General features: G+C 66.7%; 27 protein-coding genes. 9 read left to right on the top strand and 18 right to left on the bottom strand.

What is annotated here, in order from left to right; translation table 11 throughout:
- Positions 1-10: 10 nt before the first annotated feature.
- Positions 11-796 (top strand): hypothetical protein, encoded by a 786-nt coding sequence (locus HNP02_RS08420; RefSeq protein WP_221317331.1) that lies wholly within the window; start codon positions 11-13, stop codon positions 794-796.
- Between the two features lie 25 nt (positions 797-821).
- Here the strand turns inward: HNP02_RS08420 and regX are convergent, their stop codons facing one another.
- The 6 genes from regX to HNP02_RS08450 all read right to left on the bottom strand — a co-directional run bounded on the left by regX (position 822) and on the right by HNP02_RS08450 (position 6,723).
- On the bottom strand, positions 822-1,508 hold the full coding sequence (regX, locus tag HNP02_RS08425; protein ID WP_184437757.1) for a two-component sensory transduction protein RegX: 687 nt from the start codon (positions 1,506-1,508) through the stop codon (positions 822-824).
- Positions 1,509-1,515: 7 nt separating this feature from the next.
- Positions 1,516-2,703 carry an ATP-binding protein gene (locus tag HNP02_RS08430; protein WP_309241474.1) on the bottom strand — a complete coding sequence of 396 codons (1,188 nt, stop codon included), beginning with the start codon at positions 2,701-2,703 and terminating at the stop codon, positions 1,516-1,518.
- Positions 2,704-2,842: 139 nt separating this feature from the next.
- The gene (locus HNP02_RS08435; RefSeq protein WP_184437086.1) at positions 2,843-3,589 is read right to left on the bottom strand and encodes a phosphoglyceromutase; all 747 of its coding nucleotides are present in this window, start codon (positions 3,587-3,589) and stop codon (positions 2,843-2,845) included.
- Positions 3,590-3,614: 25 nt separating this feature from the next.
- Entirely contained in the window at positions 3,615-4,118 is a 504-nt protein-coding gene (locus HNP02_RS08440) for a YbjN domain-containing protein (RefSeq protein ID WP_184437088.1), read from the bottom strand.
- Positions 4,115-5,401: a D-inositol-3-phosphate glycosyltransferase gene (gene mshA / locus HNP02_RS08445; protein WP_184437091.1), complete on the bottom strand. Its 1,287-nt coding sequence runs from the start codon at positions 5,399-5,401 to the stop codon at positions 4,115-4,117. The genes HNP02_RS08440 and mshA overlap by 4 nt, the downstream gene beginning before the upstream one ends.
- Before the next feature lie 44 nt (positions 5,402-5,445).
- Entirely contained in the window at positions 5,446-6,723 is a 1,278-nt protein-coding gene (locus HNP02_RS08450; protein WP_309241500.1) for an ROK family protein, read from the bottom strand.
- Positions 6,724-6,966: 243 nt separating this feature from the next.
- Between HNP02_RS08450 and HNP02_RS08455 the strand changes: the two genes are divergently transcribed.
- Positions 6,967-7,725: an SDR family NAD(P)-dependent oxidoreductase gene (locus HNP02_RS08455; RefSeq protein ID WP_184437093.1), complete on the top strand. Its 759-nt coding sequence runs from the start codon at positions 6,967-6,969 to the stop codon at positions 7,723-7,725.
- On the opposite strand, the gene HNP02_RS08460 is transcribed toward HNP02_RS08455, so the two are convergent.
- The gene (locus HNP02_RS08460) at positions 7,703-9,016 is read right to left on the bottom strand and encodes an Ig-like domain-containing protein (protein WP_184437763.1); all 1,314 of its coding nucleotides are present in this window, start codon (positions 9,014-9,016) and stop codon (positions 7,703-7,705) included. The genes HNP02_RS08455 and HNP02_RS08460 overlap by 23 nt on opposite strands.
- Positions 9,017-9,037: 21 nt before the next feature.
- On the bottom strand, positions 9,038-10,102 hold the full coding sequence (locus tag HNP02_RS08465; RefSeq protein ID WP_309241501.1) for a UDP-N-acetylmuramate dehydrogenase: 1,065 nt from the start codon (positions 10,100-10,102) through the stop codon (positions 9,038-9,040).
- A gap of 26 nt (positions 10,103-10,128) precedes the next feature.
- Between HNP02_RS08465 and HNP02_RS08470 the strand changes: the two genes are divergently transcribed.
- The 4 genes from HNP02_RS08470 to HNP02_RS08485 all read left to right on the top strand — a co-directional run bounded on the left by HNP02_RS08470 (position 10,129) and on the right by HNP02_RS08485 (position 13,291).
- Positions 10,129-10,635: a DUF2505 domain-containing protein gene (locus tag HNP02_RS08470; protein ID WP_184437096.1), complete on the top strand. Its 507-nt coding sequence runs from the start codon at positions 10,129-10,131 to the stop codon at positions 10,633-10,635.
- Between the two features lie 21 nt (positions 10,636-10,656).
- Positions 10,657-11,457: a class I SAM-dependent methyltransferase gene (locus tag HNP02_RS08475; protein WP_309241475.1), complete on the top strand. Its 801-nt coding sequence runs from the start codon at positions 10,657-10,659 to the stop codon at positions 11,455-11,457.
- 93 nt (positions 11,458-11,550) lie between these two features.
- Positions 11,551-12,363 (top strand): carbon-nitrogen hydrolase family protein, encoded by an 813-nt coding sequence (locus HNP02_RS08480; RefSeq protein WP_184437098.1) that lies wholly within the window; start codon positions 11,551-11,553, stop codon positions 12,361-12,363.
- Position 12,364: 1 nt separating this feature from the next.
- Entirely contained in the window at positions 12,365-13,291 is a 927-nt protein-coding gene (locus HNP02_RS08485) for a DUF2993 domain-containing protein (protein ID WP_309241476.1), read from the top strand.
- Here HNP02_RS08485 and deoC read toward each other — a convergent pair.
- The 6 genes from deoC to HNP02_RS08515 form a co-directional block, all read right to left on the bottom strand.
- Entirely contained in the window at positions 13,288-13,962 is a 675-nt protein-coding gene (gene deoC / locus HNP02_RS08490; RefSeq protein ID WP_184437100.1) for a deoxyribose-phosphate aldolase, read from the bottom strand. The genes HNP02_RS08485 and deoC overlap by 4 nt on opposite strands.
- Complete coding sequence (locus tag HNP02_RS08495; RefSeq protein WP_184437102.1) at positions 13,962-14,369, bottom strand: DUF2599 domain-containing protein; 408 nt, start codon at positions 14,367-14,369, stop codon at positions 13,962-13,964. The genes deoC and HNP02_RS08495 overlap by 1 nt, the downstream gene beginning before the upstream one ends.
- A gap of 4 nt (positions 14,370-14,373) precedes the next feature.
- Positions 14,374-14,658 (bottom strand): DUF2516 family protein, encoded by a 285-nt coding sequence (locus HNP02_RS08500; RefSeq protein ID WP_184437104.1) that lies wholly within the window; start codon positions 14,656-14,658, stop codon positions 14,374-14,376.
- Positions 14,659-14,699: 41 nt separating this feature from the next.
- A complete protein-coding gene (locus HNP02_RS08505; protein WP_184437106.1) occupies positions 14,700-15,308 on the bottom strand; it encodes a heparin-binding hemagglutinin in 609 nt (202 codons plus the stop codon).
- Positions 15,309-15,373: 65 nt separating this feature from the next.
- Positions 15,374-15,766 carry a helix-turn-helix transcriptional regulator gene (locus HNP02_RS08510; RefSeq protein WP_184437108.1) on the bottom strand — a complete coding sequence of 131 codons (393 nt, stop codon included), beginning with the start codon at positions 15,764-15,766 and terminating at the stop codon, positions 15,374-15,376.
- A 97-nt stretch (positions 15,767-15,863) separates the two neighbouring features.
- Positions 15,864-17,204, bottom strand: a complete 1,341-nt coding sequence (locus HNP02_RS08515; protein WP_255506324.1) for a DUF445 domain-containing protein — start codon at positions 17,202-17,204, stop codon at positions 15,864-15,866.
- A gap of 87 nt (positions 17,205-17,291) precedes the next feature.
- On the opposite strand from HNP02_RS08515, the gene HNP02_RS08520 reads away from it, so the two are divergent.
- A complete protein-coding gene (locus HNP02_RS08520) occupies positions 17,292-17,996 on the top strand; it encodes a TetR/AcrR family transcriptional regulator (RefSeq protein ID WP_184437110.1) in 705 nt (234 codons plus the stop codon).
- 4 nt (positions 17,997-18,000) lie between these two features.
- A complete protein-coding gene (locus HNP02_RS08525; protein ID WP_184437112.1) occupies positions 18,001-18,873 on the top strand; it encodes a polyphosphate kinase 2 family protein in 873 nt (290 codons plus the stop codon).
- A 2-nt stretch (positions 18,874-18,875) separates the two neighbouring features.
- On the opposite strand, the gene HNP02_RS08530 is transcribed toward HNP02_RS08525, so the two are convergent.
- From HNP02_RS08530 to HNP02_RS08545, 4 genes are all read right to left on the bottom strand, one after another.
- On the bottom strand, positions 18,876-19,748 hold the full coding sequence (locus tag HNP02_RS08530; protein ID WP_184437114.1) for a cyclopropane mycolic acid synthase family methyltransferase: 873 nt from the start codon (positions 19,746-19,748) through the stop codon (positions 18,876-18,878).
- Positions 19,749-19,923: 175 nt separating this feature from the next.
- Positions 19,924-20,811, bottom strand: coding sequence for a 3-hydroxybutyryl-CoA dehydrogenase (locus HNP02_RS08535; RefSeq protein ID WP_255506383.1), 888 nt, complete (start codon positions 20,809-20,811; stop codon positions 19,924-19,926).
- A gap of 75 nt (positions 20,812-20,886) precedes the next feature.
- Positions 20,887-22,173, bottom strand: coding sequence for an isocitrate lyase (aceA, locus tag HNP02_RS08540; protein WP_184437119.1), 1,287 nt, complete (start codon positions 22,171-22,173; stop codon positions 20,887-20,889).
- Positions 22,174-22,434: 261 nt separating this feature from the next.
- Positions 22,435-23,211, bottom strand: a complete 777-nt coding sequence (locus HNP02_RS08545) for an acyl-[acyl-carrier-protein] thioesterase (RefSeq protein WP_184437771.1) — start codon at positions 23,209-23,211, stop codon at positions 22,435-22,437.
- Between the two features lie 119 nt (positions 23,212-23,330).
- Here HNP02_RS08545 and ramB point away from each other — a divergent pair, with 119 nt between their 5' ends.
- Positions 23,331-24,758, top strand: coding sequence for an acetate metabolism transcriptional regulator RamB (ramB, locus tag HNP02_RS08550; RefSeq protein WP_184437120.1), 1,428 nt, complete (start codon positions 23,331-23,333; stop codon positions 24,756-24,758).
- The last annotated feature ends 9 nt before the right edge of the window (positions 24,759-24,767 follow it).

Here is a 24,767-nt window from a genome sequence, read left to right on the forward strand (position 1 = left end):
CGGTCTACCGTTGTATTCCGTGAGCGGATCGCACCGAGGGGAAGTCGAACTCGACTTCGCCCGTGAATGGGTTGAGTTCTACGACCCCAACAATCCTGAGCATCTGATCGCTGCCGACATGACCTGGCTGTTGTCGCGGTGGACGTGCGTGTTCGGCACGCCGGCGTGCCAGGGCACGGTCGCAGGCCGACCGGACGACGGCTGCTGCTCGCACGGCGCGTTCCTCTCGGACGACGACGACATCGCCAAGCTCGACGACAGCGCCAAGCAGCTGACGGCCGAGGACTGGCAGTACCGCGAGAAGGGCCTTGGCCGCAAGGGCTATCTCGAGATGGACGAGTACGACGGCAAGCCGAACTATCGGACGCGAAAGTACAAGGGCGCCTGCATCTTTCTGAACCGGCCCGGTTTCGCGGGCGGTATCGGCTGTGCGCTGCACAGCAAGGCGCTCAAGCTGGGCGTTGAGCCGCTGACGATGAAACCGGACGTGTGCTGGCAGCTGCCGATACGGCGCAGTCAGGAATGGGTGACACGACCCGACGGCACGGACATCCTCAAGACCACCATCACCGAGTACGACCGGCGTGGCTGGGGCGAGGGCGGGTCAGACCTGCACTGGTACTGCACCGGTGATCCTGCGGCGCACACCGGATCCCGCCAGGTGTGGCAGTCCTACGGCCCCGAGCTCACCGAGCTGCTCGGCGACAAGGCGTACGCCGAGCTGGCCGCGATGTGCAAGCGGCGCAGCTCCCTTGGCTTGATCGCGGTGCACCCCGCCACGCGCGCCGCGAAGTAAAAGTCGCTTACCCCCGCGGAAGAAACTAGCCCTCCAGCTTGTAGCCGAGCCCGCGCACGGTGACCAGGTGTACCGGGTTGGCCGGGTCCGCCTCGATCTTCGAGCGCAGACGCTTGACGTGCACGTCGAGCGTCTTGGTGTCGCCGACATAGTCGGCACCCCACACCCGGTCGATGAGCTGGCCGCGGGTCAGCACCCTGCCGCTGTTGCGCATCAGGTACTCGAGGAGGTCGAACTCCTTGAGCGGCAACGTGATCGCCTCACTGTTGACCGACACGATGTGCCGCTCGACGTCCATCCGCACCGGGCCCGCCTCGAGCACCCCGTCGGCGATCCCCGCGTCGTCGTTGTCGACGCCGCGGCGCAGCACGGCCCTGATGCGGGCGATCAGCTCGCGCGCCGAGTACGGCTTGGTGACGTAGTCGTCGGCACCGAGTTCCAGGCCCACCACCTTGTCGATCTCGCTGTCTCGCGCGGTGACCATGATCACCGGCACGCTCGACCGCGAGCGCAGTTGCTTGCACACGTCGGTCCCGCTCATCCCCGGCAGCATGAGGTCGAGCAACACGATGTCGGCACCCGCCCGCTCGAATTCGGCCAACGCCGAAGGGCCGTCGGAGACAACCGTCGCCTCGAATCCCTCCTTGCGAAGCAGGAATGCCAATGGATCGGCCAGGGACTCCTCATCCTCAACGATCAGCACGCTGGTCATCTGATGGCTAGTCCTCTCGTTCGTCTCGATGATCTTGGTCGTCATCGGTGTAGGGGTAGGTGGGAATCGACAAGGTGAAGGTCGATCCGGTGCCCGGCTGGCTCCACAGCCGGATGGATCCGTTGTGATTGGCCGCGACGTGTTTGACGATGGCCAATCCGAGTCCCGTGCCACCCGTGGCCCGGGACCGCGCCTTGTCGACGCGGAAGAATCGTTCGAACACCCGCTCCTGGTCAGCGCGCGCAATGCCGATGCCACGGTCGGTCACGGCGATCTCGACGTTGTCGCCACGCCTGCGCCTGCTGATCGACACCGAGGAACCGTCTGGCGAGTACGCGATGGCGTTGGAGACCAGGTTGGCGATGGCGGTTGCCAGCAACGGCTGATCGCCAAGCACGCGGTACCCGGTCGGTGCGTCGGTCGTGATCGCGATGTCGGCGTTGTCGGCGGCCAGCTTGTAACGGGAAAGCGCTTCGGCAACAACGGTATCCACGTCGACGTCTTCGAGATCGGGCAACGGCTCGGCACCCTGCAGCCGAGACAACTCGATCAGCTCACCGACCATCTTGCCCAACCGATTGGACTCGGTGACCATCTTCTCGGCGAACCGGGTGACGGTCGGCGGGTCGTCGGTCGAGGCCAGCAGCGCCTCGGCAAGGACTCCCATCGCGCCGACCGGGGTCTTGAGCTCGTGACTGACGTTGGCGACGAAATCGCGACGGGTGGCCTCCATGCGGGCCTGCTCGGACTGATCGTCGACGTAGACCACCGCGAAACGGCGGTCGTCCTCGGTCAGCAGACGCACGTGACCACGCACCGAGAGTCCGGACCGACCGGGGGTCTGGCGTTTGACCGGCGACAGCTCGATGTCGACGTCCTCGCCCGTCGCCAGGGTGCGTTGGGCCGCAGACCACGCCCGATCGTCGAGCAGCCGGTCCCGCACCAGGCCCAGTTCGCGCGCCTGGTCGTTGATGTAGACCACGTCACGGTAGGTGTCGACGACCACGATGCCCACCGGAGCCAGGGAGACGATGTGCGCCAGCATCTGCGAGATCGTGATTCCGTCGTGTTGAACGGCCCGACGTTGCCTGCGTTCGGCGATCCGCGGCAGCAACGCCGCCCCGATCGCTACGCCCAAGCCCAGCGTGAGAAGCGCCACGACTGCCGTCAGCAGTAACGCGGACCCCACACTCACGAGCAAATCGTACGCATCGGGTGAACGTCATCCCAGCAGCGTGCGGCTAATTCGGGACATGTCACAGACTCAAACACAGGAGTTCGGATTCCGTTCACCTGTGTTCACCGAGAGTTCGCCTCGGGCGAGCTGCGGGTCTCTATTTGGCTCCCTGGGCAGCGACGGCGGCGGCACCTGCGGCCGCGGCGTCCGGGTCGAGGTACCGGCCGCCCGGCACCGTGGGCCTGAGATTGTCGTCCAGCTCGTAGAGCAGCGGAATACCCGTCGGAATGTTCAACCCGACCACGTCGTCGTCGGACATCCCGTCCAGGTACTTCACCAGCGCGCGCAGCGAGTTGCCGTGCGCTGCGATCAGCACGGCCTTGCCTGCCAACAGGTCGGGCACGATCGTTTCGGTGTAGTACGGCACGAACCGCTCGACGACGTCGGCCAGGCACTCGGTGAGCGGGCCACCCCCGATGTCGGCGTAGCGCGGGTCGGCGTCCTGGCTGAACTCGCTGCCGCGTTCGATGGGCGGCGGCGGTGTGTCGTAGCTGCGGCGCCACGCCATGAACTGCTCCTCGCCGTACTTCTCCTTGGTCGCGGCCTTGTCGAGACCCTGCAGCGCGCCGTAGTGCCGCTCGTTGAGCCGCCAGGTTCGGTGCACCGGGATCCAGTGCCGGTCGGCTTCGTCCAGTGCCAGATTGGCGGTGGTGATGGCCCTGCGAAGCAGCGAGGTGTACAGCACGTCGGGCAGCGCGCCGTTTTCGACGAGCAGTTCACCGCCGCGCGCGGCCTCCGCGCGGCCCTTGTCGGTGAGGTCGACGTCGACCCATCCGGTGAACAGGTTCAGCGCGTTCCATTCACTCTCACCGTGACGGAGCAGAATCAGCGTGGCGGCTCCCATGCCCAAATCCTCTCATGCGACGGCGCTAGCCGTCTTGATCGTCTATCAGATGCTCGAACGCCCGCAGGTTCTTCAAGGACTCGCCGCGCGAGACCCGCCATTCCCATTCCTTTTGGATCGAGGTCCGAAAACCCAACTCCAGCAACGTATTGAAGTCCTGATCGACGGCCTCGAGCACCTGGCCGAGTATGCGGTCGATCTCGTCGGGCGTGACGGCGTGCAAGGCCATCCTGCCGACGAGGTAGATGTCGCCAACGTTGTCCAGGGTGTAGGCGACGCCGTAGAGCCTGCGGTTGCGCTTGAGCAGGAACTTGTAGACGCCCTCGAAGTTCTCGTCGGGCTTGCGGCAGACGAACGCCTCGACGCGCACCGAGTGCTCGCCGATGGACAGGATGGTGTTGGTCACCAGACGCCGCTCCCCCGGCAGTTCGACGATCAGCCCGGGCAGGCCGCCCCTCGCGCCGTCGTGGTGGCTGTAGACCAGGTCCTGTTCCTTGAGGACGTCTTCGATGACCTGCTGGACGCTCAAGCGCGGACACCCCGGCGGATCGAGAACCGTCGCCCGTTGCGCCGCGCCGCGACGTCGCGGCCCTGGTGGCGGGCCCGGTAATCGGTGATGGCCCGGCCGTAGGAGGCCAGCAGTGCGTCCACGGTGTGCGCCCAGGAGAACGTCGCGGCGTGTTCGATCGCGGCGGCGCTCATGGTCTCGGGCCCGCAGCGGAACAGTCCGTCGATGGCGGCGGCCCAGTCGTCGATGTCGTGGCCGGGCACCAACACGCCGCTGACCCCGTCACGCACGGCAACCGGCAGCCCGCCCACCGCGGCGGCCACCACCGGCGTGCCGCACGCCTGCGCTTCGACGGCGACGAGTCCGAACGACTCCGAATGGCTCGGCACCGCGACCACGTCGGCCGCGCGGTAGACGTTGACCAGCTGATCGCGGGACTGCGGAGGAAGGAAGGTGACCCGGTCGGCGATGCCCAGTTCGTCGGCGAGGCGAACCAGACCATCGGGGCTGGCAAGGCCGCTGCCCGAGGGGCCGCCTGCGATCACGACGCGCACGCCGGGCAGCTTGGCCGCCGCCCCCAGCAGCACGTCGGGTGCCTTGAGCGGCTGGATGCGGCCGACGAACGCCACGATCCGCTCGTCGGCGGCGAGGCCAAGCGCGGCCCGTGCCGCCAGCTTGTCGCCAGGGGTGAAGACGGTCAGGTCGACGCCGGGGTGGACGACGTCGATGCGGTCCGGGTCGGCGTGGTGCAACGAAACCAGTTGCTGCGCTTCGTCTTCGGTGTTCACGATCAGCCGGTCGGCCTCGTCGACCACCTGCTGCTCACCCACCGCCCGCAACGGTGGCTCCGGCGCGTCGCCCGTGGCAAGTGCGGCGTTCTTGACCGCGGCGAGCGTGTGCGCGGTGTGCACCAGCGGCACCGCCCACCGGTCCCTGGCCAGCCAGCCGACCTGCCCCGAGAGCCAGTAGTGCGAGTGCACGACGTCATAGTGGCCGGGTTCGTGGGTGGCCTCCGCGCGCAGCACGCCTGCGGTGAACGCGCACAGCTGCGTGGGCAGGTCGTACTTGTCGAGTCCCTCGAACGGGCCCGCGACCACGTTGCGGACCAGCACTCCTGGCGCCACTCGCACCAGCGGGGGGTCCGCAGACGACGTCGCGCGGGTGAAGATCTCCACCTCGACGCCACGGCGCGCCATCTCCAGCGCGGTCTGCAGCACGTAGACGTTCATCCCGCCTGCGTCACCGGTCCCCGGCTGGGCCAACGGTGAGGTATGGACCGACAAGACGGCTACGCGCACACTCAATACTTACACCGGCGCGAATCAGCCCTCGTCGGGCGGTCGATTTCTCAGGCCGGCTCGAGGCGGCGGCTCTGCGCCCGCCGCATCGCGGCGATCGGGTCGGCGTACAGCCCGCCCAACGACACCACGCCTGCGCCGGCCTCCTGGACGCGGTTGCCGAACGCCGTCACCCGGATGTCGCGGGTAGGAAGCACCGACCGCTTCGCATAGGCGGCCTCCACCAGCGCCATGCCCTCCGGGTACTCGGTGAACGCCTGCCCGCCGACGACCAGATCGTCGGGGTTGAGCATGTCGCGCAGCAGCGCCACGGCCTCGCCGAGCACCCTGGCCCGCTCGGCAAGCAGCTCGGCGGCCTGCTCGTTGCCCTGACGCGCCGCGCGGAGAACCGCCGCGACCGTCGAGGCAGGTCCCTCGGCGGGCACGATTCGTAGCTTGCGGGCCGCCGTCAGGACCGCCTCGTCACTGACCGTCGACTCCAGCAGTCCGGTACCACCCAGCACGTCCGACTGCGCGGGCAGCGCGGCGATGGTGCCGGGGCCGCTGGTCGGCGAGTGCACCTGGCCACCGATCGACAGTGCGTAGCCGACGGTTTCGCGGGCGTAGACGTAGAGGCTCGTCGCCGGAGTCGTCCGGGCCGACGCGTCCGACGCGGCTTGGGTGCTGAACCGGCGCACGCCGAGCAACAACTCAGCGCCTGCCATCGCGTCCACGTGTGACGCCAAAGAGACTGGCAGGCCTAGTGTTTCGGCCAGCACGGCCCCGACCGGGGCACCCGACCAGCCCAGCCGGGCGTGATCGAGCTGACCGGTGACGCTGTCGACGACGCCACCCGCCGCGACGCCGACCCACAGCGGGCGGCGGCGGTGCCAACGGCTCAGGTAGCGCCGTGCGCTTCCGGCCAACGACGCTAGGGCGGCGTTCTGCGTGCCCCGCGGCGTCGGCGTCTCGACCACGTCGAGCGTGCGGCCGAACAGGTCGGTGGCCACGATGCTCGTCGTACGGGCGCCGATGTGGATGCCGAGGGTCAGGAAGGGTTCGTGGTTCACCTCGACCGGCACCCGCGGCCTGCCGATGGCACCGGAGACGGCCAGGTCGGCGCGTTCGCGCAGCACACCGGCGTCGAGAAGGGCGGTGACCTGACGGTTGACCGTCGCGATGCTCAGGCCGGTGACCTGGGCGATGACGTCACGGGCGATCGGCCCGCGCAGCCGGGCCGCGCCGAACACCGATGCGGCAGCGGCGTCGGCGACGCGCAGCGAGGGAGCCACGATGTGGTGGCGGGCCAGAAGTGCACGCTTGGCGTGCGCCGTCGGCGTCTGACGAATGGCAGTAGAGGGGCTTGCGGTCAAGATTGGGGTGGCGGTCGATGCGCGCACTGTGTGTCCTTTGGGAGAAGTCGGCTGGTGGGGTCCGGGCCACACCTGCGACTCATCAGGACGAAGAACGTCTGCGGTTCAGTCAGGCGCGGCAATAAGCGCGACAACAACAACACGCGCGCCGAACGGCGCTGCGGGAAGCCTGACTGGCGGACACACGAAGAATTTAGCACGCCAACTAAAGTTGGTCGCATGACGAGAGGCGAATCCCCCCAGCGGGTGGCAGTGGTCACCGGCGCCAGTTCCGGCATTGGCGAAGCGACCGCGAGAACCCTTGCCGGACTTGGCTTCCACGTGGTTTGTGTAGCCCGCCGCGAGGACCGCATCAGAGCCCTTGCCGACGAGATCGGCGGCACCGCAACTGTGGCGGACGTCACTGACCCCGAGGCCGTCGACGCCCTGGCGGCCGGCCTCGACCGCGTCGACGTGCTGGTCAACAACGCAGGCGGCGCCAAGGGCACCGAACCAGTGGCCGACGCCGACCTCGAGAACTGGCGGTGGATGTGGGAGACCAACGTGATGGGCACCCTGCGGGTGACCAGAGCGTTGCTGCCCAAGCTGGTCGACTCCGGTGACGGCCTGATCGTCACGATCACCTCGATCGCCGCGTTCGAGATCTACGACGGCGGCGCCGGGTACACCTCAGCCAAGCACGCCCAAGGCGCACTGCACCGCACGCTGCGCGGCGAGTTGTTGGGAAAGCCGGTGCGGCTCACCGAGATTGCGCCAGGAATGGTGGAGACGGAGTTCTCCGTCGTCCGGTTCGGCGGCGACAAGGACAAGGCCGACGCGCTGTATCAGGGGCTGACACCGTTGGTGGCCGCCGACATCGCCGACGTGATCGGCTTCGTGGCGTCGCGGCCGTCGCACGTGAACCTGGACCAGATCGTGATCCGGCCGCGGGATCAGGCCAGCGCGACCCGCAAGTTCACCCGCCCGGAGACGTCGTAGCCGGAGTAGAGGTGGTGGTCGGTGCCGTCGTCGTCGGCGTGGTCGTCGTCGGCGTTCCCGAGAGCGTGGGCGCATCGGTCGGGGTGGCAGGGGCCGTGCTGGGCAGGTTCAACGGCGACGGCGCCGGGGTGACCGCCGACATGGCCTTCCACTCGTCCCAGCTGATGGCCCAGTCCCAGATGTCGCCGTCGGCGTAGGACAGCTCGATCGAGGTACCCGTGACCTCCACCGGGTCGCCGTAGATCGCGGTGTTGAAGTACTGCTGCGCGTCCGACGTCGACAGGTTGATGCAGCCGTTGGTGACGTTGGTGTTGCCCTGCGCACCAGCGCTGGACGGGTTGGCGTGGATGAACTCGCCGTTGTTGGAGATCCGCACCGCGAACCGCTCGTGCACATTGCTGTAGCCGGCAGCGGGGTTCGTCATGTAGAAGTCCTCGTACTTCTCGGTGACGACGTGGACGCCGCTGCGGGTGACGTTGCGGGGTTGATCGGCCTCGCCGTAGCTGCACGGCAGGGTCATGATCGTGCCCTCGTCGGTGATCACCTCGATCTGGTGCGACGACGCCTCGGCCTTGACCACCTGACGTCGGCCGATCTCGAAGTCCAGCGTCACGTCCTGCGCGCCGAACGCACCGTCGCCGAAGGGGATGCCGTACAGCTTGGCGGCGACGTTGACCTTGGTGCCTGCCGGGTAGTAATCCCTGGTCCGCCAGTGCACCCGCGATCCGCCAACCTCGTCGGGCAGCCAGGCCCAACTGCCCTCGACCGGTGGGATGGTCGTCACCTTCATGGCCTTCTCGACAGAGGCCTTGTCGCTGATCGAGGCGTCGAACTGCATGATGATCGGCACCGCGACGCCGACCACCTGTCCGTCTGCGAGCTGGAACTGCCCGTTGACCTGGGTCTGCGGGGTGACGGTGGTGAAGTTGCCTGCCAGCGGGACGGCCTTGCCGTCACGCCCGACGACGGCGCCGCCCCACGAATAGACCACGCCGTAGCCGAGTGGTTCGGTGGTGGTGAACGACGTCCGGTCGCGGTTGATCACACCGGCGACGGGCTTGCCCTGGGCGTTCGACAGCGTGACGCGCTGGAACCAACCGTTGTTGACGTTGATGCCGATCTGCGAGGTCGGCACCACGTCGGTGGCGGCAATATCGGGCTTGTAGCTGATCTCCGGAGCGGGCGGAGGTCCCTGCGCCTCGGGCTGTCCCTTGACCGCGTTACCGGCACATGCGGCCAGCACGCCAGATGCGCCCACAGCTAGCGCGGTCAGTGCCTGCCGCCGGTTCATCCCCACGTGGATCGAGAGTACCTAGAGTGCGCTGCCAATCAGAATCGGTTCGGGTGTGATATCGATCCCGAACCTGCTCCGCACCCCGTCCCGAACCGTCCTGGCCAGCGCAATCACGTCGGCGGTCGTGGCCGTACCCCGATTGGTCACAGCGAGCGCGTGCTTGGTCGACAGCCGTGCTGCAGCCGCCTCACCCGGATAACCCTTCGCGAACCCGGCGTGCTCGACCAGCCACCCCGCGGCCAACTTCACCCCGTTTGGCGCGGGGTAGTTGGGCACCGGGCCGTCGACCTCTGACCGGAGTCGTTCGAACACATCCGGCGTGACGACCGGGTTGGTGAAGAAGGAGCCGACGCTCCACGTGTCGTGGTCCTCGTGGTCGAGCACCATGCCCTTGCCTCTGCGCAACGTCAGGACCGCCTCCCGAACCAGGGTGGGGTCGACCTGAGAGCCGGGTTCGGCGTCCAGCGCCGTCGTCAGCTCCCCGTAGCGCAGCGGTGCGCTGCGCCCCTCGACGTCGAGGGTGAACTCGACCTCGAGGACGACGGAGTCCTTCGAGTTCCTCAGCACACTCTGGCGGTACCCGAATCCGAGCGCGCTCGGCGCCACCCAGCGGTCCGCGCCGGTGCGGCGGTCGAGCAGACGCACCCGGCTGATGGTGTCGGCGACCTCTGCGCCGTAGGCACCCACGTTCTGTATCGGTGTCGCACCGGCCGATCCGGGGATTCCGGACAGGCACTCCAGACCGCCAAGCCCGTACGCGAGCGAGGTGACGACGACGTCGTCCCACAGCGCACCCGCCTCCGCGCGCAAAACGGCGCCATCGACGGTGATCTCGGTGTTCGCGACCTGGACGGCCGTCAGGTCGGTGAGGTCGTCGGCGATCACGACGTTGGAGCCGCCTGCGAGTACCAGGGTCTTCTCGGAAGGAACTCCCGCAGGCAACTCGCGCAGCACGGCGATCAGCTTCTCGGTGGTGTCACAGGTGATCAGGCGACGCGCGACGGGTCCGACCCGCAGCGTGGTGAGCCCAGCGAGCGGCACGTCGTATTGGACCGACGCGCCCGCGAACTGCGAACTGACCACGGGCGGTAACGGTAGCGTCATCGGCTATGCCGCGTTCCTTCGACATGGCAGCCGAGTACGAGGGCACCGTCGAGCAGGTCCATCAGGCGTTCCGCGATGAGCGGTATTGGCTGGAACGCCTCGCGGGTTCGGGAGCTGACAAGGCCACGCTGGATTCGATGACCGATGCTGGCGATGGCGGCATCGACGTGATCACCACGCAGACGCTGCGATCCGACCGCCTGCCCGCCGTGGTCGCCCAGTTCCACCACGGAGACCTGCGCGTCATCCGGGAGGAGGCGTGGAGCGCGGTCACCGACGGGCGGGCCACGGCCGCGGTGACGGGATCGATCCCCGGCGCACCCACGACGCTGTCCGGCACCGCGGTGTTGATGCCCTCGGACAAGGGCTCGCGATTGGAGTTCAAGGTCACCGTCGAGGTCCGCATCCCGCTCGTGGGCGGCAAGGTAGAGAGCTTCATCGGCAGCCAGCTGGTGAACCTACTCATCGCCGAACAGCGCTTCACGTCGGCGTGGATCAGGGAAAACGCCTGATCCGGCCCTAAACTCCAGAGCGTGGGCGCGATCCAGCCCGTCGGCCAACTGACGCGGGGCACGACCGGCTACAACCGGTTGCGGCGAAGCGACCGCTGGCTGGTCCACGATCACCGCGTGCGCACGGCGCTTCTCGTGGCCGCCGATCCGCTGGTGATCGACCTCGGCTACGGCGCCCTTCCCGTGACGACCCTCGAGCTGGCGGCGCGGTTGCGCGCGGTGCGGCCCGACGTGCGGGTGGTCGGGCTGGAGATCCACCCCGAGCGGGTGCACGCCGCCCGCGCCGCAGTGGGCAGCACCCGAGGCGGCCCCGTCGAATTCGCCTTGGGCGGTTTCGAATTGGCCGGTCTGCAGCCGGTGCTGGTGCGTGCCTTCAACGTGCTGCGGCAGTACGACGTGGACGCGGTGCCCGACGCATGGAGTGAGATGACGACCCGTCTCGCGCCAGGCGGATTGGTCGTCGACGGCACCTGCGACGAACTCGGAAGGCGGTGCTGCTGGGTGCTGCTGGACGCGAGGGGGCCGTTGAGTCTGACCCTGGCGTGCGATCCCTTCGCGATCGACAAACCGTCGGATCTGGCCGAGCGGCTGCCGAAGGCGCTGATCCACCACAACGTGCCTGGCCAGCCGGTGCACGCCCTGCTCACCGCGGCCGATCGGGCGTGGGCCACTGCAGCCGGCCACGGGGTCTTCGGTCCACGGGTGCGCTGGCGCGCGATGCTGGACATGCTGGCAGCCGCGGGATTCCCGGTCGAACCCCCGCGGCGGCGCCTGCGCGACGGTGTGCTCACGGTGCCGTGGGACACGGTGGCGCCCCGCTAGTCCCGTACGGCGTTGACTCTGCGGCCTGGTCGCACTCGTGCGACGCACCGCCAACGCAGAGTCGAGCTGGCCCGGCGTCAGTACGCTTGCGGGATGCGGATTGCCCTTGCGCAGATCCTGGCCGGCACCGACCCGGCGGCCAACCTCGAGATCGTCGAGGACTACACCCGCCGTGCCGCGGACGCAGGCGCGAAGCTGGTGTTGTTCCCCGAGGCGACCATGTGCCGGTTCGGCGTGCCGCTCGCGCCGATCGCCGAGCCGCTCGACGGGCCGTGGGCCGACGGGGTGCGTGCCATTGCCGAACGCCACGGCGTGACGGTGGTCGCAGGGATGTTCTGCCCGAGCGACGACGGGCGCGTCACCAACACGCTCGTCGCGGCCGGCGGCGGGGTGGCCGCGCACTATCACAAGATCCACCTGTACGACGCGTTCGGTTTCAGCGAATCACGCTCGGTCGCACCGGGTTACGAGCCGGTAGTGATCACGGTCGACGGCGTCGGCGTCGGGTTGACCACCTGTTACGACGTCCGCTTTCCGGAGCTGTACGTCGAGCTCACCCGGCGCGGGGCGCAGCTGATCACCGTGCACGCGTCGTTTGCATCTGGCCCCGGCAAGCTCGAGCAGTGGACGCTGCTCGCCCGGGCCCGCGCGTTGGACACCACCAGCATCGTCGCGGCGGTCGATCAGGCCTACCCGGATGACGTTCAGATCGCGGCCGTCGGACCGACCGGTGTCGGCGGCAGCGTGGTGGCCTCTCCGCTCGGCGAGGTGATCGTCGCAGCGGGGTCCGACCCGCAGTTACTCGTGTCCGACCTGGACCTCGACACCGTCGAGAAGGCCCGCGAAACCATCGCGGTGCTGCGCAACCGAACGGAGTTCGCTTCGTCGGTAGGGCAGAATCGCTGAGGTGAGCGATCCCTGGGCCCGTCCGGCCAACCAAGTTCCACCAGGCCAGCAGCCCCAGACCCCCGAACCGCCGACGCAGCAGCTCCCTCAGCAGGGCCCTCCGGCTCCGCAGAACTATCCGCCGCCGCAGACCTACCCGCCGGCACCGTCATCCGACGATGGTGGTGCCCCTCCCCCGAAGAGCGGCTCGTTCATCGGGCGGCTGCTGCGCGATCCGATGTCGATCATCCTGGTGCTGGTGATCGTGGTGGCACTGGTGGCCGCCGGCGTGGTCGGCGCAGAGCTGTACGCCCGTGGCCGCGCCGACGATGTGGTGGCCAAGGCCGTCTCGTGCGTGGTGCAGGACAGTGCCAAGGTGTCGTTCGGTGCCAGCCCATTCCTGTTGCAGCACATCACCGGTCACTACGGCAACATCTCGATCAGCACCGCGGGCAATCAGATCCGCGACGCCAAGGGGATGAAGGCCGACATCACCATCGACGACGTCAGGCTCGAGGACAAGGGCAACACGAAGGGCACCATCGGGGCCCTCAACGCGACGATCAACTGGACGACCGAGGGCATCAAGGAAACCGTCCAGAACTCGATCCCTCTGGTCGGCAGCTTCGTCACCAGCGTGAACGCCAACCCGTCCCAGGGCACGATCGAACTCGACGCCGCACTTGGCACCATCATCACCAGACCGCAGGTCGTCGACGGCGGCCTCTCGCTGCAGGTGCAGGAGCTGACGGGGCTCGGCTTCACACTGCCGCGTGAGGCGGTGCAGCCCGCCCTTGATGCGTTCAGTTCGCAGCTGATGAAGAACCTCCCGCTCGGCATCCACGCCGACAGCGTCTCGGTCGCCGACTCCGGGGTGACCGCCAAGTTCTCCACGCAGAACGCGACCATGCCCGCCGGTCAGCAGGACCCCTGCTTCGCGGGGATCTAGAGCCCGTCGAGCACCGCGCGCGTCCCCGATAGCCCCAGCCGGGTCGCGCCCGCGTCGAGCATGGCCGCCGCGTCCGCCGCGGTGCGGATGCCACCGCTGGCCTTGACGCCGAGCCGGTCGCCGACCGTGGCCGCCATCAGTTCGACTGCCCGCACCGAGGCGCCTCCCGATGGGTGAAAACCGGTGGAGGTCTTCACGAAGTCCGCGCCAGCGTCCTCGGCCGCCTTGCACGCGTCGATCAACGTCTGCTCGCTTCCGAGATTCAGCAGTGCCGCCGATTCGACGATGACCTTGAGGACGGCGGCGTCGGTTGCCTGACGCACCGCCGCGACGTCGGCCCGCACCAGGTCCATGCGGCCTGACAGGGCGGTGCCGACGTCGATGACCATGTCGATCTCGTCTGCGCCAGCGTGCACCGCGTGGGCGGCCTCGCCGGCCTTGACGGCCGATAGGTGCTTCCCAGAAGGGAATCCGACGACGGAGGCGATGTGGAGATCAGGCGATGCGACGGACTTCGCAGTCGCGATCATCGTGGGAGAGACGCATACCGCGTACACGCCGAGATCGGCCGCCTCGGACAGCAGCGCGATGACGTCGGCCTCGGTGGCCTCTGGCTTGAGCAGGGTGTGATCGACCAGCGCCGCCACGTGCGCCCTCGAGTAGGACGGCATTAGAACGGTTCTTCCGTGCCGCCGGGGTTGCAGCCGGAGCCCACCATCGTGTCCTCGTCGACGACGGGCCGCCAGGGCTCCAGGTTCCAGCTGGACTTGCCCGGCTGCGCAAACTCGGCATACGTCCAGTGACACATGAACTGTTCACGCATGCCTGGAATGTCGGCGTCGGGTGCCTGGGTCAGCACCTCGGTCCACGCCTCGTCGCCCTCGGCGGCATTGTGCACCTGACCCGCGGCTTCGCGTCCCGCCGCGGTCGGATACACGCGCAGACTGGACAGGTCGCCCCAGTGCACCCACTCGGTGTGATCGACGAACGGCGGGCCGGGAATCGGGGCGGCAGAGGCCGTGCCCGCGCTCAGGCCGACGGCAGCGGCAGCCGCCATCGTGGCGATCAGTAGGCGCATCGGGTTAGCGGGACTTCCCTTGGATCTCAAGGATCTTGGGCCGGACGTCGACGAGGTAGATGCCGGAGGCGCAGATCGCGATGGCCGAGCCGACGGGCGCGCCAAGGACCAGGGCCAGCACGACGGTGCCGCCGATGATGGCCAGCCAGATCGGCTTGGTCATCTTTCCGGTAGCGGTATAGGCGTCGGGTCGCTGGATCGCGGCATGCACGAAGGAGTACACGCCCAACACCAACGCACCCACCTGAATGACAAGGAGGACGTAACCCACCAGGCTCTGTGGCTGCACGCCTCAAGCCTAAGCGGGTTACGTCCTCCCGGTCTAATGAACTACTTCTGGGTGACCTTCTTGGCAGGCGCCTTGGCCGGAGCCTTCTTGGCAACCGGGGCCTTCTTGGCGGGAGCCTTCTTGACGGCCTTCTTGACCGGCGCAGCGGCCTTCTCGGCCTTCTTCGGCAGCTCGACGCCGACCAGCTTGGCGGCACGCTCGCCGACTGCACGGGTCTGGCTGGCAACGGTGCCCAGCGCGTCCTGCGTCAGCTCGACGGCCTGATCGGTCACGCTCTCGACGCGGCCGGCGGCCTCCTCGAACGCGGGCTGGCTACGCAGGCGCGCCAGCGCCTCCTCGCCGCGCTCGACGAGCTTGTTGTACTGAGCGGTGGCGGCGTCGGCATAACCCTCGGCAGCCTTGCGGAGCTCGTCGCTGCTCAGCTTCTCGCGCAGCTCGCCGATCTGGGTCGGCAGCTCTTCCTGCAGCTTGGTGAGGCGCGCACGACGCTCCTCGCCACGGGCCTTCGCCTCGCCTGCGGCCTCTTCGGCACGCTCGCGCAGCGTGACCACGATCTCGTTCACTGTGGCCAGCGCCAGGTCTGCAGCGCCGACGGCGGCGAGCAGGGGAGCCTTCAGGTCTTCGATGGTGGGCTGATTCTTCTCGGCCATGTCGGGTGTTTCCTCTCTCGGATGTTTACTCGGTGATGTGTTTCTAGCGGGCAGTCAATCGACAGTCAGTCAGTGGTTGGCTCCTCATCTGCGGCTTCGTTCTGCTGGCAAAACGACGTGTAGATGTCGAGCAGCACCTGCTTCTGGCGCTCGGTGATCGTCATGTCGGTGATGATGGCGTCGCGAACCCCGCTGGGCTCGCTCGGCTCCAAGATCCCAGCCCGCACGTAGAGCACTTCGGCAGACACTCGCAACGCCTTCGCGATCTGGTTGAGCACGTCGGCAGAGGGCTTGCGCAATCCCCGCTCGATCTGGCTGAGGTAGGGATTGCTGACGCCAGCCTTCTCAGCCAGCTGCCGGACCGATACCTGCGCAGCCTCGCGCTGAGTCCGGATGAAGCTCCCGATGTCCTGTGCAGCGTTGGTCACGACAGCGGCAAGTTTTTCGTCCTGAGGCATGCTTGGCCCCCTCTGCGTCTGTAACCGGTTGGCTTCGAAATAAACCGTACGACGGGGTGCTAACTTTTGCAAGCAGTAGCTAGCGCAGGTCAGGAGATCAGAAGAGTAGTTGGGCTATCGAATAGATCGCCAAGCCGGCGAGCGACCCAACGACGGTGCCGTTGATCCGAATGAATTGCAGGTCACGGCCGACATGCAATTCGATGCGCCGGCTGGCCTCGTCGGCATCCCAACGTTCGATCGTCTCCGTGATGATCGCTGTGATCTCCGTCCCATACTGCTCGACCAGGTGCTGCGCGGCCCGCACGATCCAGTTGTCGACCTTGTCGCGGAGGTCTGCGTCGTCGCGCAACGACTCGCCGATGTGCACCACCGAGTCGGCGATCCGGGAGCGCAGCGCCGAGGACGGGTCGTCGACGGACTCCAGAAGGATGCGCTTGGCCGCGCTCCACGCGGTCTCGGCCGCCTTGGCGACCTCGTCGCGCGCCATGATCTGGTCCTTCACGTTCTCGGCGCGGTCGATCGTCGCCTTGTCGTGCTGCAGATCGTCGGCGAACTCGAACAGGAACTTGGTGGCAGAGCGACGGAGTTCGTGGTCGGGGTTGCGCCGCACCTTGTCGGTGAAGTCCATCAGCTCGCGATGAATCCGGTCGCCGACGAGATGGTCCACCCAGCGCGGTGACCACGTCGGCGAGTCACGTTCGATCACCCTCTCGATGACCTCGCCCGAGTTCAGGGACCACTCGAACGCGCGATCCGCCAACAGCTGAATGAGCGCCTCCTGGCGGCCCTCCTCCAGCAGGCTGGCCAGCACCCGTCCGATCGGCGGCCCCCACTGTGGTTCGGCGATGCGCTTGACGATCATCCGGTCCAGCACCTGCTGGATGTCCTCGTCGCGCAGCATCTCGACCAGCACCCGCAGCACCGTCGATGCCTCTGCGGCGACCCGTTCGGCGTGCGACGGCTCGGAGAGCCACTTGCCCACCCGCCCGGCCACCTCGGCGCCGCGCAGCTTGGCCTCAACGACCTCGGGGGACATGAAGTTCTCCCTGACGAACGTGCCAAGGCCCTCGCCGAGCTGGTCCTTCTTGCGCTTGATGATCGCGGTGTGCGGGATCGGGATGCCCAGCGGATGCTTGAACAGGGCCGTCACCGCGAACCAGTCGGCCAGCGCGCCGACCATGCCGGCCTCCGAGGCCGCTCGGACATAACCCACCCAAGGCGCCGCTCCATTGGACTGCGCCCACGTGCACACCAGGAAGATCACCGTCGCCCCGACCAGGAAGCCCAGCGCGACGACCTTCATCCGGCGCAGACCGGTACGGCGTTCGGCGTCCGCGGCGGAGTCGGCGCCGGCCAGCGTTTCGGCAAAACTCTGGCGCGGTTCGGCCGTTGGTCCTGGCGAGGATCGGTGTACCACCCCCCAATCATCCGTCATCGCGCCACCGGCGCTTCGCTCCCGTCGGTCACGACCGACGGATCAGCCGTATTATCAAGAACAACTAGGGAATGGACTGGTGCGACAGTGGCACAACAGACCCCAGCGGGGGCGCTGAAGACAGACGGACGTAAACGACGCTGGCACCAGCACAAGGTCGACCGTCGCGGTGAGTTGGTCGACGGCACCCTCGAAGCGATCCGCCGGCGCGGCAGCAACGTCAGCATGGACGAGATCGCCGCCGAGATCGGCGTTTCGAAGACCGTTCTGTACCGCTACTTCGTCGACAAGAACGATCTCACCACGGCCGTGATGATGCGCTTCGCGCAGACCACGCTGATCCCCAACATGGCGGCGGCGTTGTCATCCAACCTCGACGGCTACGACCTGACCCGCGAGATCATCCGCGTGTACGTCGCCACGGTGGCCGCCGAGCCCGAGATCTATCCGTTCGTGATGGCCAACAGCTCGGCGACCAAGAGCAAGGCCGTCGCCGACTCCGAGCAGATCATCGCGCGCATGCTCGGCGTCATGCTGCGCAGGCGGATGCAGGAAGCCGGCATGGACACCCATGGCGCTCAGCCGTGGGCGTTCATGATCGTCGGCGGCGTACAGTTGGCCACCCACTCCTGGATGTCACACCCGCGCATGACGGCCGACGAGCTGATCGACTATCTGACCATGCTGTCGTGGAGCGCGCTGCGCGGAATCGTCGAAGTGAACGGATCGCTGGAGAAGTTCAATTCGATACCGCATCCATCGCCGATTCTGCCGCCGCAACTGCTTGACTGATCGGATGAGCAAGTCTTCCCAACCTGACCTCCCCGAGTTGTGGACCCACGAACCGCACGTCCACCTCGAGTTCAAACCGGGCGAACTGGTCTCGGACATCAAGACCGATGCCACCCCTGGATTCAAGGGGTCCAAGAGCGACGCACCGGACCTGCAGGCCGAACGCAACGACCGCTTCGCCGAACTGCAGGAGATGCTGTACGCCAGCAGTCGCTCCGGTGACACCAGGTCGGTGCTGCTGGTACTGCAGGGGATGGACACCGCGGGCAAGGGCGGCATCGTCAAACACGTTGTCGGAGCATGCAATCCGCAAGGCATCCGCTACACCAGCTTCGGCAAGCCGACGAAGGAGGAGCTCGACCACCACTACCTGTGGCGGATCCGCAACGCGTTGCCGACCGCGGGCCACATCGGGGTGTTCGACCGTTCGCACTACGAAGACGTACTGATCGTGCGTGTGCACGACCTGGTGCCACCGGAGGTCTGGGGCGCCAGATACGACGAGATCAACGCGTTCGAGAAGGAGTTGGTCGAAGGCGGCACGACGATCGTCAAGGTCGCCATGTTCGTCTCGCTCGACGAGCAGAAGGCGCGACTCGAGGAGCGACTCGAGCGGCCGGACAAGTACTGGAAGTACAACCCGGCCGACATCGACGAACGCCTGCTGTGGCCGAAGTACCAGCAGGCCTACCAAGCGGTGCTGGACAAGACCTCCACCGAGTACGCGCCGTGGCACGTCATCCCGTGCGACCGCAAGTGGTATTCGCGGCTGGCCATCACCGAGCTGCTGATCGAGGCGCTGGAGGGGCTCGACTTGTCCTGGCCGCCAGCCAATTTCGACGTCGAAGCCGAGAAGAAGCGGCTGGCTGGCAGCTGACGCTACTTGACCAGGGTGAACTGGCCGATGTTGGTGATGCCGCGGCGGAAGAAGTCGGCGCAACCGGTCAGATACCGTATGTAGCGCTCGTACACCTCGTCGGAGGTGATGGCGATCGCCTCGGCCTTGTTGGCCTCGAGATTCTTCGCCCACATGTCGAGGGTGCGGGCGTAGTGCGGCCGCAGCAGGTGGGTGCGGGCCAATGTGAAGCCCGAATCGTCGGCCAGCTTCTCGATGTCCTCGGTGGCCGGGAGCTGGCCGCCTGGGAAGATCTCGTCGCCGATGAACTTCATGAACTTCAGGTCGCTGATGGTCAGCTTGATTCCGTTGTCGCGGAAGAACTTCTGGGTATGCGCCAGGATCGTGTGCAGCAGCATGCGCCCGCCGCCGGGAAGGATGCGGTGGGCCCTGTCGAAGAACGCGCCATAGCGTTCCTTCTTGAAGGCTTCGAATGCGCCGATGGACACGATGCGGTCGACCGGTTCGTCGAACTCCTCCCAGCCCTGTAGCCGCACGTCCACCGACCGCGCCGACGAAAGCCTCGCCAGCTTTGCCGAGCTGTATTCGAACTGGTTGCGGCTCAGCGTGATTCCGATGACGTTGACGTCGTACTTCTCCACGGCGAGTTGCAGCGCGCCACCCCACCCGCACCCGATGTCGAGCAGCGTCATCCCTGGCCTGAGGTCGAGCTTGCCCAGCGCGAGATCGAACTTGGCGACCTGCGACTCGTCAAGAGTCATGTCGGGCCGCTCGTAGTAGCCGCAGGTGTAGCCCATCGTCGGGCCTAGGAACAAGGCGAAGAAATCGTCGGAGATGTCGTAGATCGACTGCGATTCGTCGTAGAACGGCGACAGCTCGAACTCGACGTTCGACATACGGTCAACCCCTTGCGCTCGTCCGAGAGGACGGCCGTGTGGCGGCGCGCGACGGATCATCCTGTCGCACAAGGCCCACAGACCAGGACGGGACAGACCATATCACAAGCTAGCTTAGCTAATGAACCCTACTTTGCTCCACGCCGACATCTACGCGTCACCTATGTGCCACCTGTTAGTACGAGTAGAAACCCTGCCCCGACTTCTTGCCAAGCTGGCCCGCTTCGACCATGCGCTGCAGCAACGGCGGTGGCCCGTAGAGCGGCTCCTTGAATTCCTCGAACATGCTGTCCGCGATCAACTTCAACGTATCCAGCCCGACCAGGTCGGACAGCCTGAGTGGCCCCATCGGATGCGACAAACCGGCGACGATGGCCGTGTCGATGTCCTCGATGGTGGCGACGCCCGCCTCGGCCATTCGGATGGCCGACAACAGGTAGGGCACCAGCAGCGCGTTGACGACGAAGCCCGACCGGTCGGCACACTTCACCACCTTCTTGCCAAGCACTTCGCTGGCGAACTGCTCGGTGCGTGCGATCGCCTCGTCTGTCGTGACCAGCGTCCCGACCAGTTCGACGAGCGGCAGCACGGGCACGGGGTTGAAGAAGTGCAACCCCAGCACGCGACCCGGATTCTTGGTCGCCGCAGCGATCTTCATGATCGGGATGCTCGACGTGTTGGAGGCCAGCACGGCGTCCGGATCGGTGACGACCTCGTCCAGCTCGGCGAACACCTTGGCCTTCACGGCGGCGTCCTCGACGATCGCCTCGATGACGAGCTGGCGATCGGACAGGTCCGACAGCTTCGTGGTGACGCTCAGCCGGGCCAACGCCGCGTCGCGCTCGGCTTCGGACAATTTGCCCTTGCTGACACCGCGTTCCAACGACTTGGTGATCCGGTCGCGGCCCGCGTCGACCAACGCCTCGGTCGGCTCGTAGATCCGCACGTTCGCGCCCGCCCGCAGCGACACCTCGGCGATGCCAGCACCCATCTGCCCGGCGCCGACGACGCCAACTCGCTCAATGCTCACGCTGACACTTTCTACTCCACCCCCGCCGAACAGTCCGTTGGCTCCAGTAAATGGCCCTCAATCGCATGGATTCAGGGCCATCTACGTCTGCTCGCGCAGGGCTGGTGTCTAGTGGAACTGACCTTCCTCGGTCGAACCCGCGAGCGCGGTGGTCGACGAGGTCGGGTCCACGGTGGTGGCGATCCGGTCGAAGTAGCCTGCGCCAACCTCGCGCTGGTGCTTCGTCGCGGTGTAGCCGCGCTCCTCGGCGGCGAACTCGCGCTCCTGCAGCTCGACGTAGGCGCTCATCTGGTTGCGGGCGTAGCCGTGGGCCAGATCGAACATCGAGTAGTTGAGGGCGTGGAAGCCGGCAAGGGTGATGAACTGGAACTTGAAGCCCATCGCGCCGAGCTCGTTCTGGAACTTCGCGATGGTCGCGTCGTCCAGGTGCTGCTTCCAGTTGAAGGACGGCGAGCAGTTGTAGGCCAGCATCTGGTCGGGGAATTCGCTCTTGACGCCCTCGGCGAACTTCTTGGCCAGCTCCAGGTCCGGGGTGCCGGTCTCCATCCAGATCAGGTCGGAGTACGGCGCGTAGGACTTGGCGCGGGCGATGCAGGGCTCGAGACCGTTCTTGACGCGGTAGAAGCCTTCCTTGGTCCGCTCACCGGTGATGAACGGCTGATCGCGCTCGTCGACGTCGGAGGTGATCAGCGTGGCTGCCTCGGCGTCGGTGCGGGCGATGACGACCGTCGGGACGTCGGCGACGTCGGACGCCAGGCGGGCCGAGGTCAGGGTGCGGATGTGCTGCTGCGTGGGGATCAGCACCTTGCCACCGAGGTGGCCGCACTTCTTCTCCGACGCGAGCTGGTCCTCCCAGTGCGAACCGGCGACACCGGCGGCGATCATGGCCTTCTGCAGCTCGTAGACGTTCAGCGCGCCACCGAAGCCCGCTTCACCGTCGGCGACGATCGGGGCGAGCCAGTTCTCCACCGAGCGGTCGCCCTCGACCTTGGCGATCTGGTCGGCGCGCAGCAGCGCGTTGTTGATCCGGCGGACCACCTGCGGCACCGAGTTGGCCGGGTAGAGGCTCTGGTCGGGGTAGGTGTGGCCGGACAGGTTCGCGTCACCGGCGACCTGCCAACCGGACAGGTAGATGGCCTTGAGGCCGGCGCGGACCTGCTGCACCGCCTGGTTGCCGGTCAGCGCGCCAAGCGAGTTGACGTAGTCCATGTCGTGGAGCTGCTCCCAGAGCACCTCGGCGCCACGGCGGGCAAGCGTGCTCTCCTCGACGACGTGACCCTGCAGGGCGACGACGTCCTCGGCGGAGTACGTGCGCTCGATGCCCTTCCAACGGGGGTTGGTGTTCCAGTCGTGCTGGATCTGCTCCGGGCTCTTCGGCGTGCCAACTGTGGACATTGCGGCTCCTTTGGTTTGCAAGTCGCTTGGGGCGTCGGGCTTCGATCTTGTTAACGCCTCAGCAGCTTCACTGGTGTGCTAACTCGAGGATGCACCACCACATATCCGCAGGTCCAGTCGTTTCAGTTGCCAATTTTCGCCAACACCCCGCGATAACTTGCAAATCTTGCGAAGGTGGCCAACAGCTGAACCGGTTCAGAAGTTACCGTGCGGTAACGGATTTTCGCTGGTCAGTACGCCCGTACTGTTAAACCCGACCGTTCAGAGGGCGAACACGCAAGCGACGGCTTTGGTCTCGTCGCCGACCACGTATGTGAGCGTTGTAACAGTGCGATCGGAGAGCTCTTCGCCGAACAAGTCGGTCGAGCCGGCCGGGTGCACGTGGGTGATGATCTCCAACTCGTCACCCAAAGCGACCGGAAGGTCGTGTTCGATGGTCACCCGCAGCGGCTTCTGCAGCAGCTCGGGATTGTTGTAGAGGTAGTCCTCGACGACGCTCCAGTACACGGAGTTGTTCATGTGGTCGAAGATGTCGATGTCGCTGACGCGAACCGGATATGGGCGGACCTGCGTGGCGTCCTCGCGGCCGCCTGCCTTCAGATAGGCCTTCCACCGCAGTCGGTCGACGGTGGTGGTGCGCTGCAGTCCCGCGATGAAGTCGTCGGAGATGCGTGCCGGTCCCTGCGTCTCCCGGTTGATGTTGATCCAGAATGCCTCGGACTCGATCAGGCCGCCCTTGCGACCGTCGATGCGCACCCGCATCTCACACCAGCGGTTCGACGTTCCCGAGCACCAGCGCCGCAGACGCAACATGTCCTGGAACTCGATGGGGCGGATCAGGTCGATCATCGTGCGCCGGACGATCCAGAGCGGATGGGTCTCCTCGTACCCCAGCTCGCGCAACTGGTCCGTGCCGACGTCCTGGATGTGCCGGGTGGCGGCATCGAAGCGAAGCCTGCCGGTCCGGTCGGTGTCGGCCACCCGCAGTGGCCAGTTGGCGTCGAAGACATCCGGGTGCGGATCGGGCACGGGCATCATGGTCTTGGCCAGGCCAGTGACCGCTCCAATGCTGGTACTCACAGCTCGAAATACTGCCACGAGCGACCCATTGCCAAGAATGCAAAGGTAGCCTTCGCAGGGTTGTTACGCTGGCTGACGTGGCCAAAACCTTCGTCGGATCGCGGGTGCGACAGCTTCGCAGCGAGCGCGGATTCAGCCAGGCGGCGTTGGCTCAGATGCTCGACATCTCCCCCAGCTACCTGAATCAGATCGAGCACGACGTTCGTCCGCTGACGGTCGCCGTGCTGTTGCGCATCACCGAGGTGTTCGGCGTCGATGCCACGTTCTTCGCCTCGCAGGACGACACCCGGTTGGTCGCCGAGTTGCGCGAGGTGACGTTGGACCGCGACCTCGGCATCGACGTCGACCCGGCCGAGATCGCCGACGTCGTCGCTGCGCATCCCGCGGTCGCCCGCGCGATGGTCAACCTTCATCGGCGCTACCGGCTCACCACGACGCAGCTGGCCGCCGCGACCGAGGACCGATTCTCCGACGGAAGCGGCTTCAGTTCGGGGTCGGGGTCGATCACCATGCCGCACGAAGAAGTCCGCGACTACTTCTACCAGCGGCAGAACTACCTGCACGAGCTCGACGCCGCCGCCGAGGACCTCACGGTTCGCATGGGGATGCACCGCGCCGATCTGGCCCGCGACCTGTCCGACCGGCTCACCAGGGTGCACGGCGTGCATATCGTCCAGCGGATCGACCTCGGCGACGGCGTGCTGCACCGCTTCGACCCCCAGACCAAGACGCTGGAGATCGGAAGGCACCTCGCGTCGGGTCAGTACGTGTTCAAGCTCGCCGCCGAGTTGGCCTACCTCGAGTTCGGCGACCTCATCGACGGCATGGTCACGGAGGGCAACTTCACCAGCGACGAGGCGGTCAAGCTGGCGCGGCTCGGCCTGGCCAACTACTTCGCGGCGGCGACGGTCCTGCCCTACCGCCAGTTCCACGACATCGCCGAGAAGTTCCGCTACGACGTCGAGCGGCTGTCGGCGTTCTACTTGGTGAGCTACGAGACCATCGCGCACCGCCTCTCGTCTCTTCAGCGTCCCGCGATGCGCGGTGTCCCCCTCTCGTTCGTGCGGGTGGACCGGGCAGGCAACATGTCGAAACGTCAGTCCGCCACCGGTTTTCACTTCTCGTCCAGCGGCGGCACCTGCCCGCTGTGGAACGTCTACGAGACGTTCGCCAACCCGGGCAAGATCCTGGTGCAGATCGCCCAGATGCCCGACGGCAGGAGCTACATGTGGGTGGCCCGCACCGTCGAACGGCGCGCGTCGCGCTACGGCCAGCCGGGTAAGACGTTCGCGATCGGCCTCGGTTGCGAACTCCGGCACGCCCATCGGTTGGTCTACTCGGAGGGGCTCGACCTGGCCGGTGAGATCGCCACGCCGATCGGTGCCGGTTGCCGGGTCTGCGAACGCGACAACTGCCCGCAGCGGGCCTTCCCCGCGCTGGGCCGTGCGCTCGATCTCGACGAGCACCGCAGTACTGTCTCCCCATACCTGGTCAAGCACCAATAGACTCGCGAG

The organism is Mycobacterium sp. AZCC_0083 (assembly GCF_014202335.1).
In the GTDB taxonomy this organism is placed as follows: Bacteria; Actinomycetota; Actinomycetes; order Mycobacteriales; family Mycobacteriaceae; genus Mycobacterium.

Bases quoted from the DNA above. Each gene is read 5' to 3' on its own strand.
- regX (WP_184437757.1), bottom strand. From the start codon at position 1,508: ATGACCAGCGTGCTGATCGTTGAGGATGAGGAGTCCCTGGCCGATCCA.
- aceA (WP_184437119.1), bottom strand. From the start codon at position 22,173: ATGTCCACAGTTGGCACGCCGAAGAGCCCGGAGCAGATCCAGCACGAC.
- HNP02_RS08435 (WP_184437086.1), bottom strand. From the start codon at position 3,589: ATGGGAGCCGCCACGCTGATTCTGCTCCGTCACGGTGAGAGTGAATGG.
- HNP02_RS08525 (WP_184437112.1), top strand. From the start codon at position 18,001: ATGAGCAAGTCTTCCCAACCTGACCTCCCCGAGTTGTGGACCCACGAA.
- HNP02_RS08545 (WP_184437771.1), bottom strand. From the start codon at position 23,211: ATGATGCCCGTGCCCGATCCGCACCCGGATGTCTTCGACGCCAACTGG.
- HNP02_RS08480 (WP_184437098.1), top strand. From the start codon at position 11,551: ATGCGGATTGCCCTTGCGCAGATCCTGGCCGGCACCGACCCGGCGGCC.
- HNP02_RS08530 (WP_184437114.1), bottom strand. From the start codon at position 19,748: ATGTCGAACGTCGAGTTCGAGCTGTCGCCGTTCTACGACGAATCGCAG.
- HNP02_RS08515 (WP_255506324.1), bottom strand. From the start codon at position 17,204: ATGACGGATGATTGGGGGGTGGTACACCGATCCTCGCCAGGACCAACG.
- HNP02_RS08460 (WP_184437763.1), bottom strand. From the start codon at position 9,016: ATGAACCGGCGGCAGGCACTGACCGCGCTAGCTGTGGGCGCATCTGGC.
- HNP02_RS08470 (WP_184437096.1), top strand. From the start codon at position 10,129: ATGCCGCGTTCCTTCGACATGGCAGCCGAGTACGAGGGCACCGTCGAG.
- HNP02_RS08505 (WP_184437106.1), bottom strand. From the start codon at position 15,308: ATGGCCGAGAAGAATCAGCCCACCATCGAAGACCTGAAGGCTCCCCTG.
- HNP02_RS08455 (WP_184437093.1), top strand. From the start codon at position 6,967: ATGACGAGAGGCGAATCCCCCCAGCGGGTGGCAGTGGTCACCGGCGCC.
- HNP02_RS08510 (WP_184437108.1), bottom strand. From the start codon at position 15,766: ATGCCTCAGGACGAAAAACTTGCCGCTGTCGTGACCAACGCTGCACAG.
- deoC (WP_184437100.1), bottom strand. From the start codon at position 13,962: ATGCCGTCCTACTCGAGGGCGCACGTGGCGGCGCTGGTCGATCACACC.
- HNP02_RS08495 (WP_184437102.1), bottom strand. From the start codon at position 14,369: ATGCGCCTACTGATCGCCACGATGGCGGCTGCCGCTGCCGTCGGCCTG.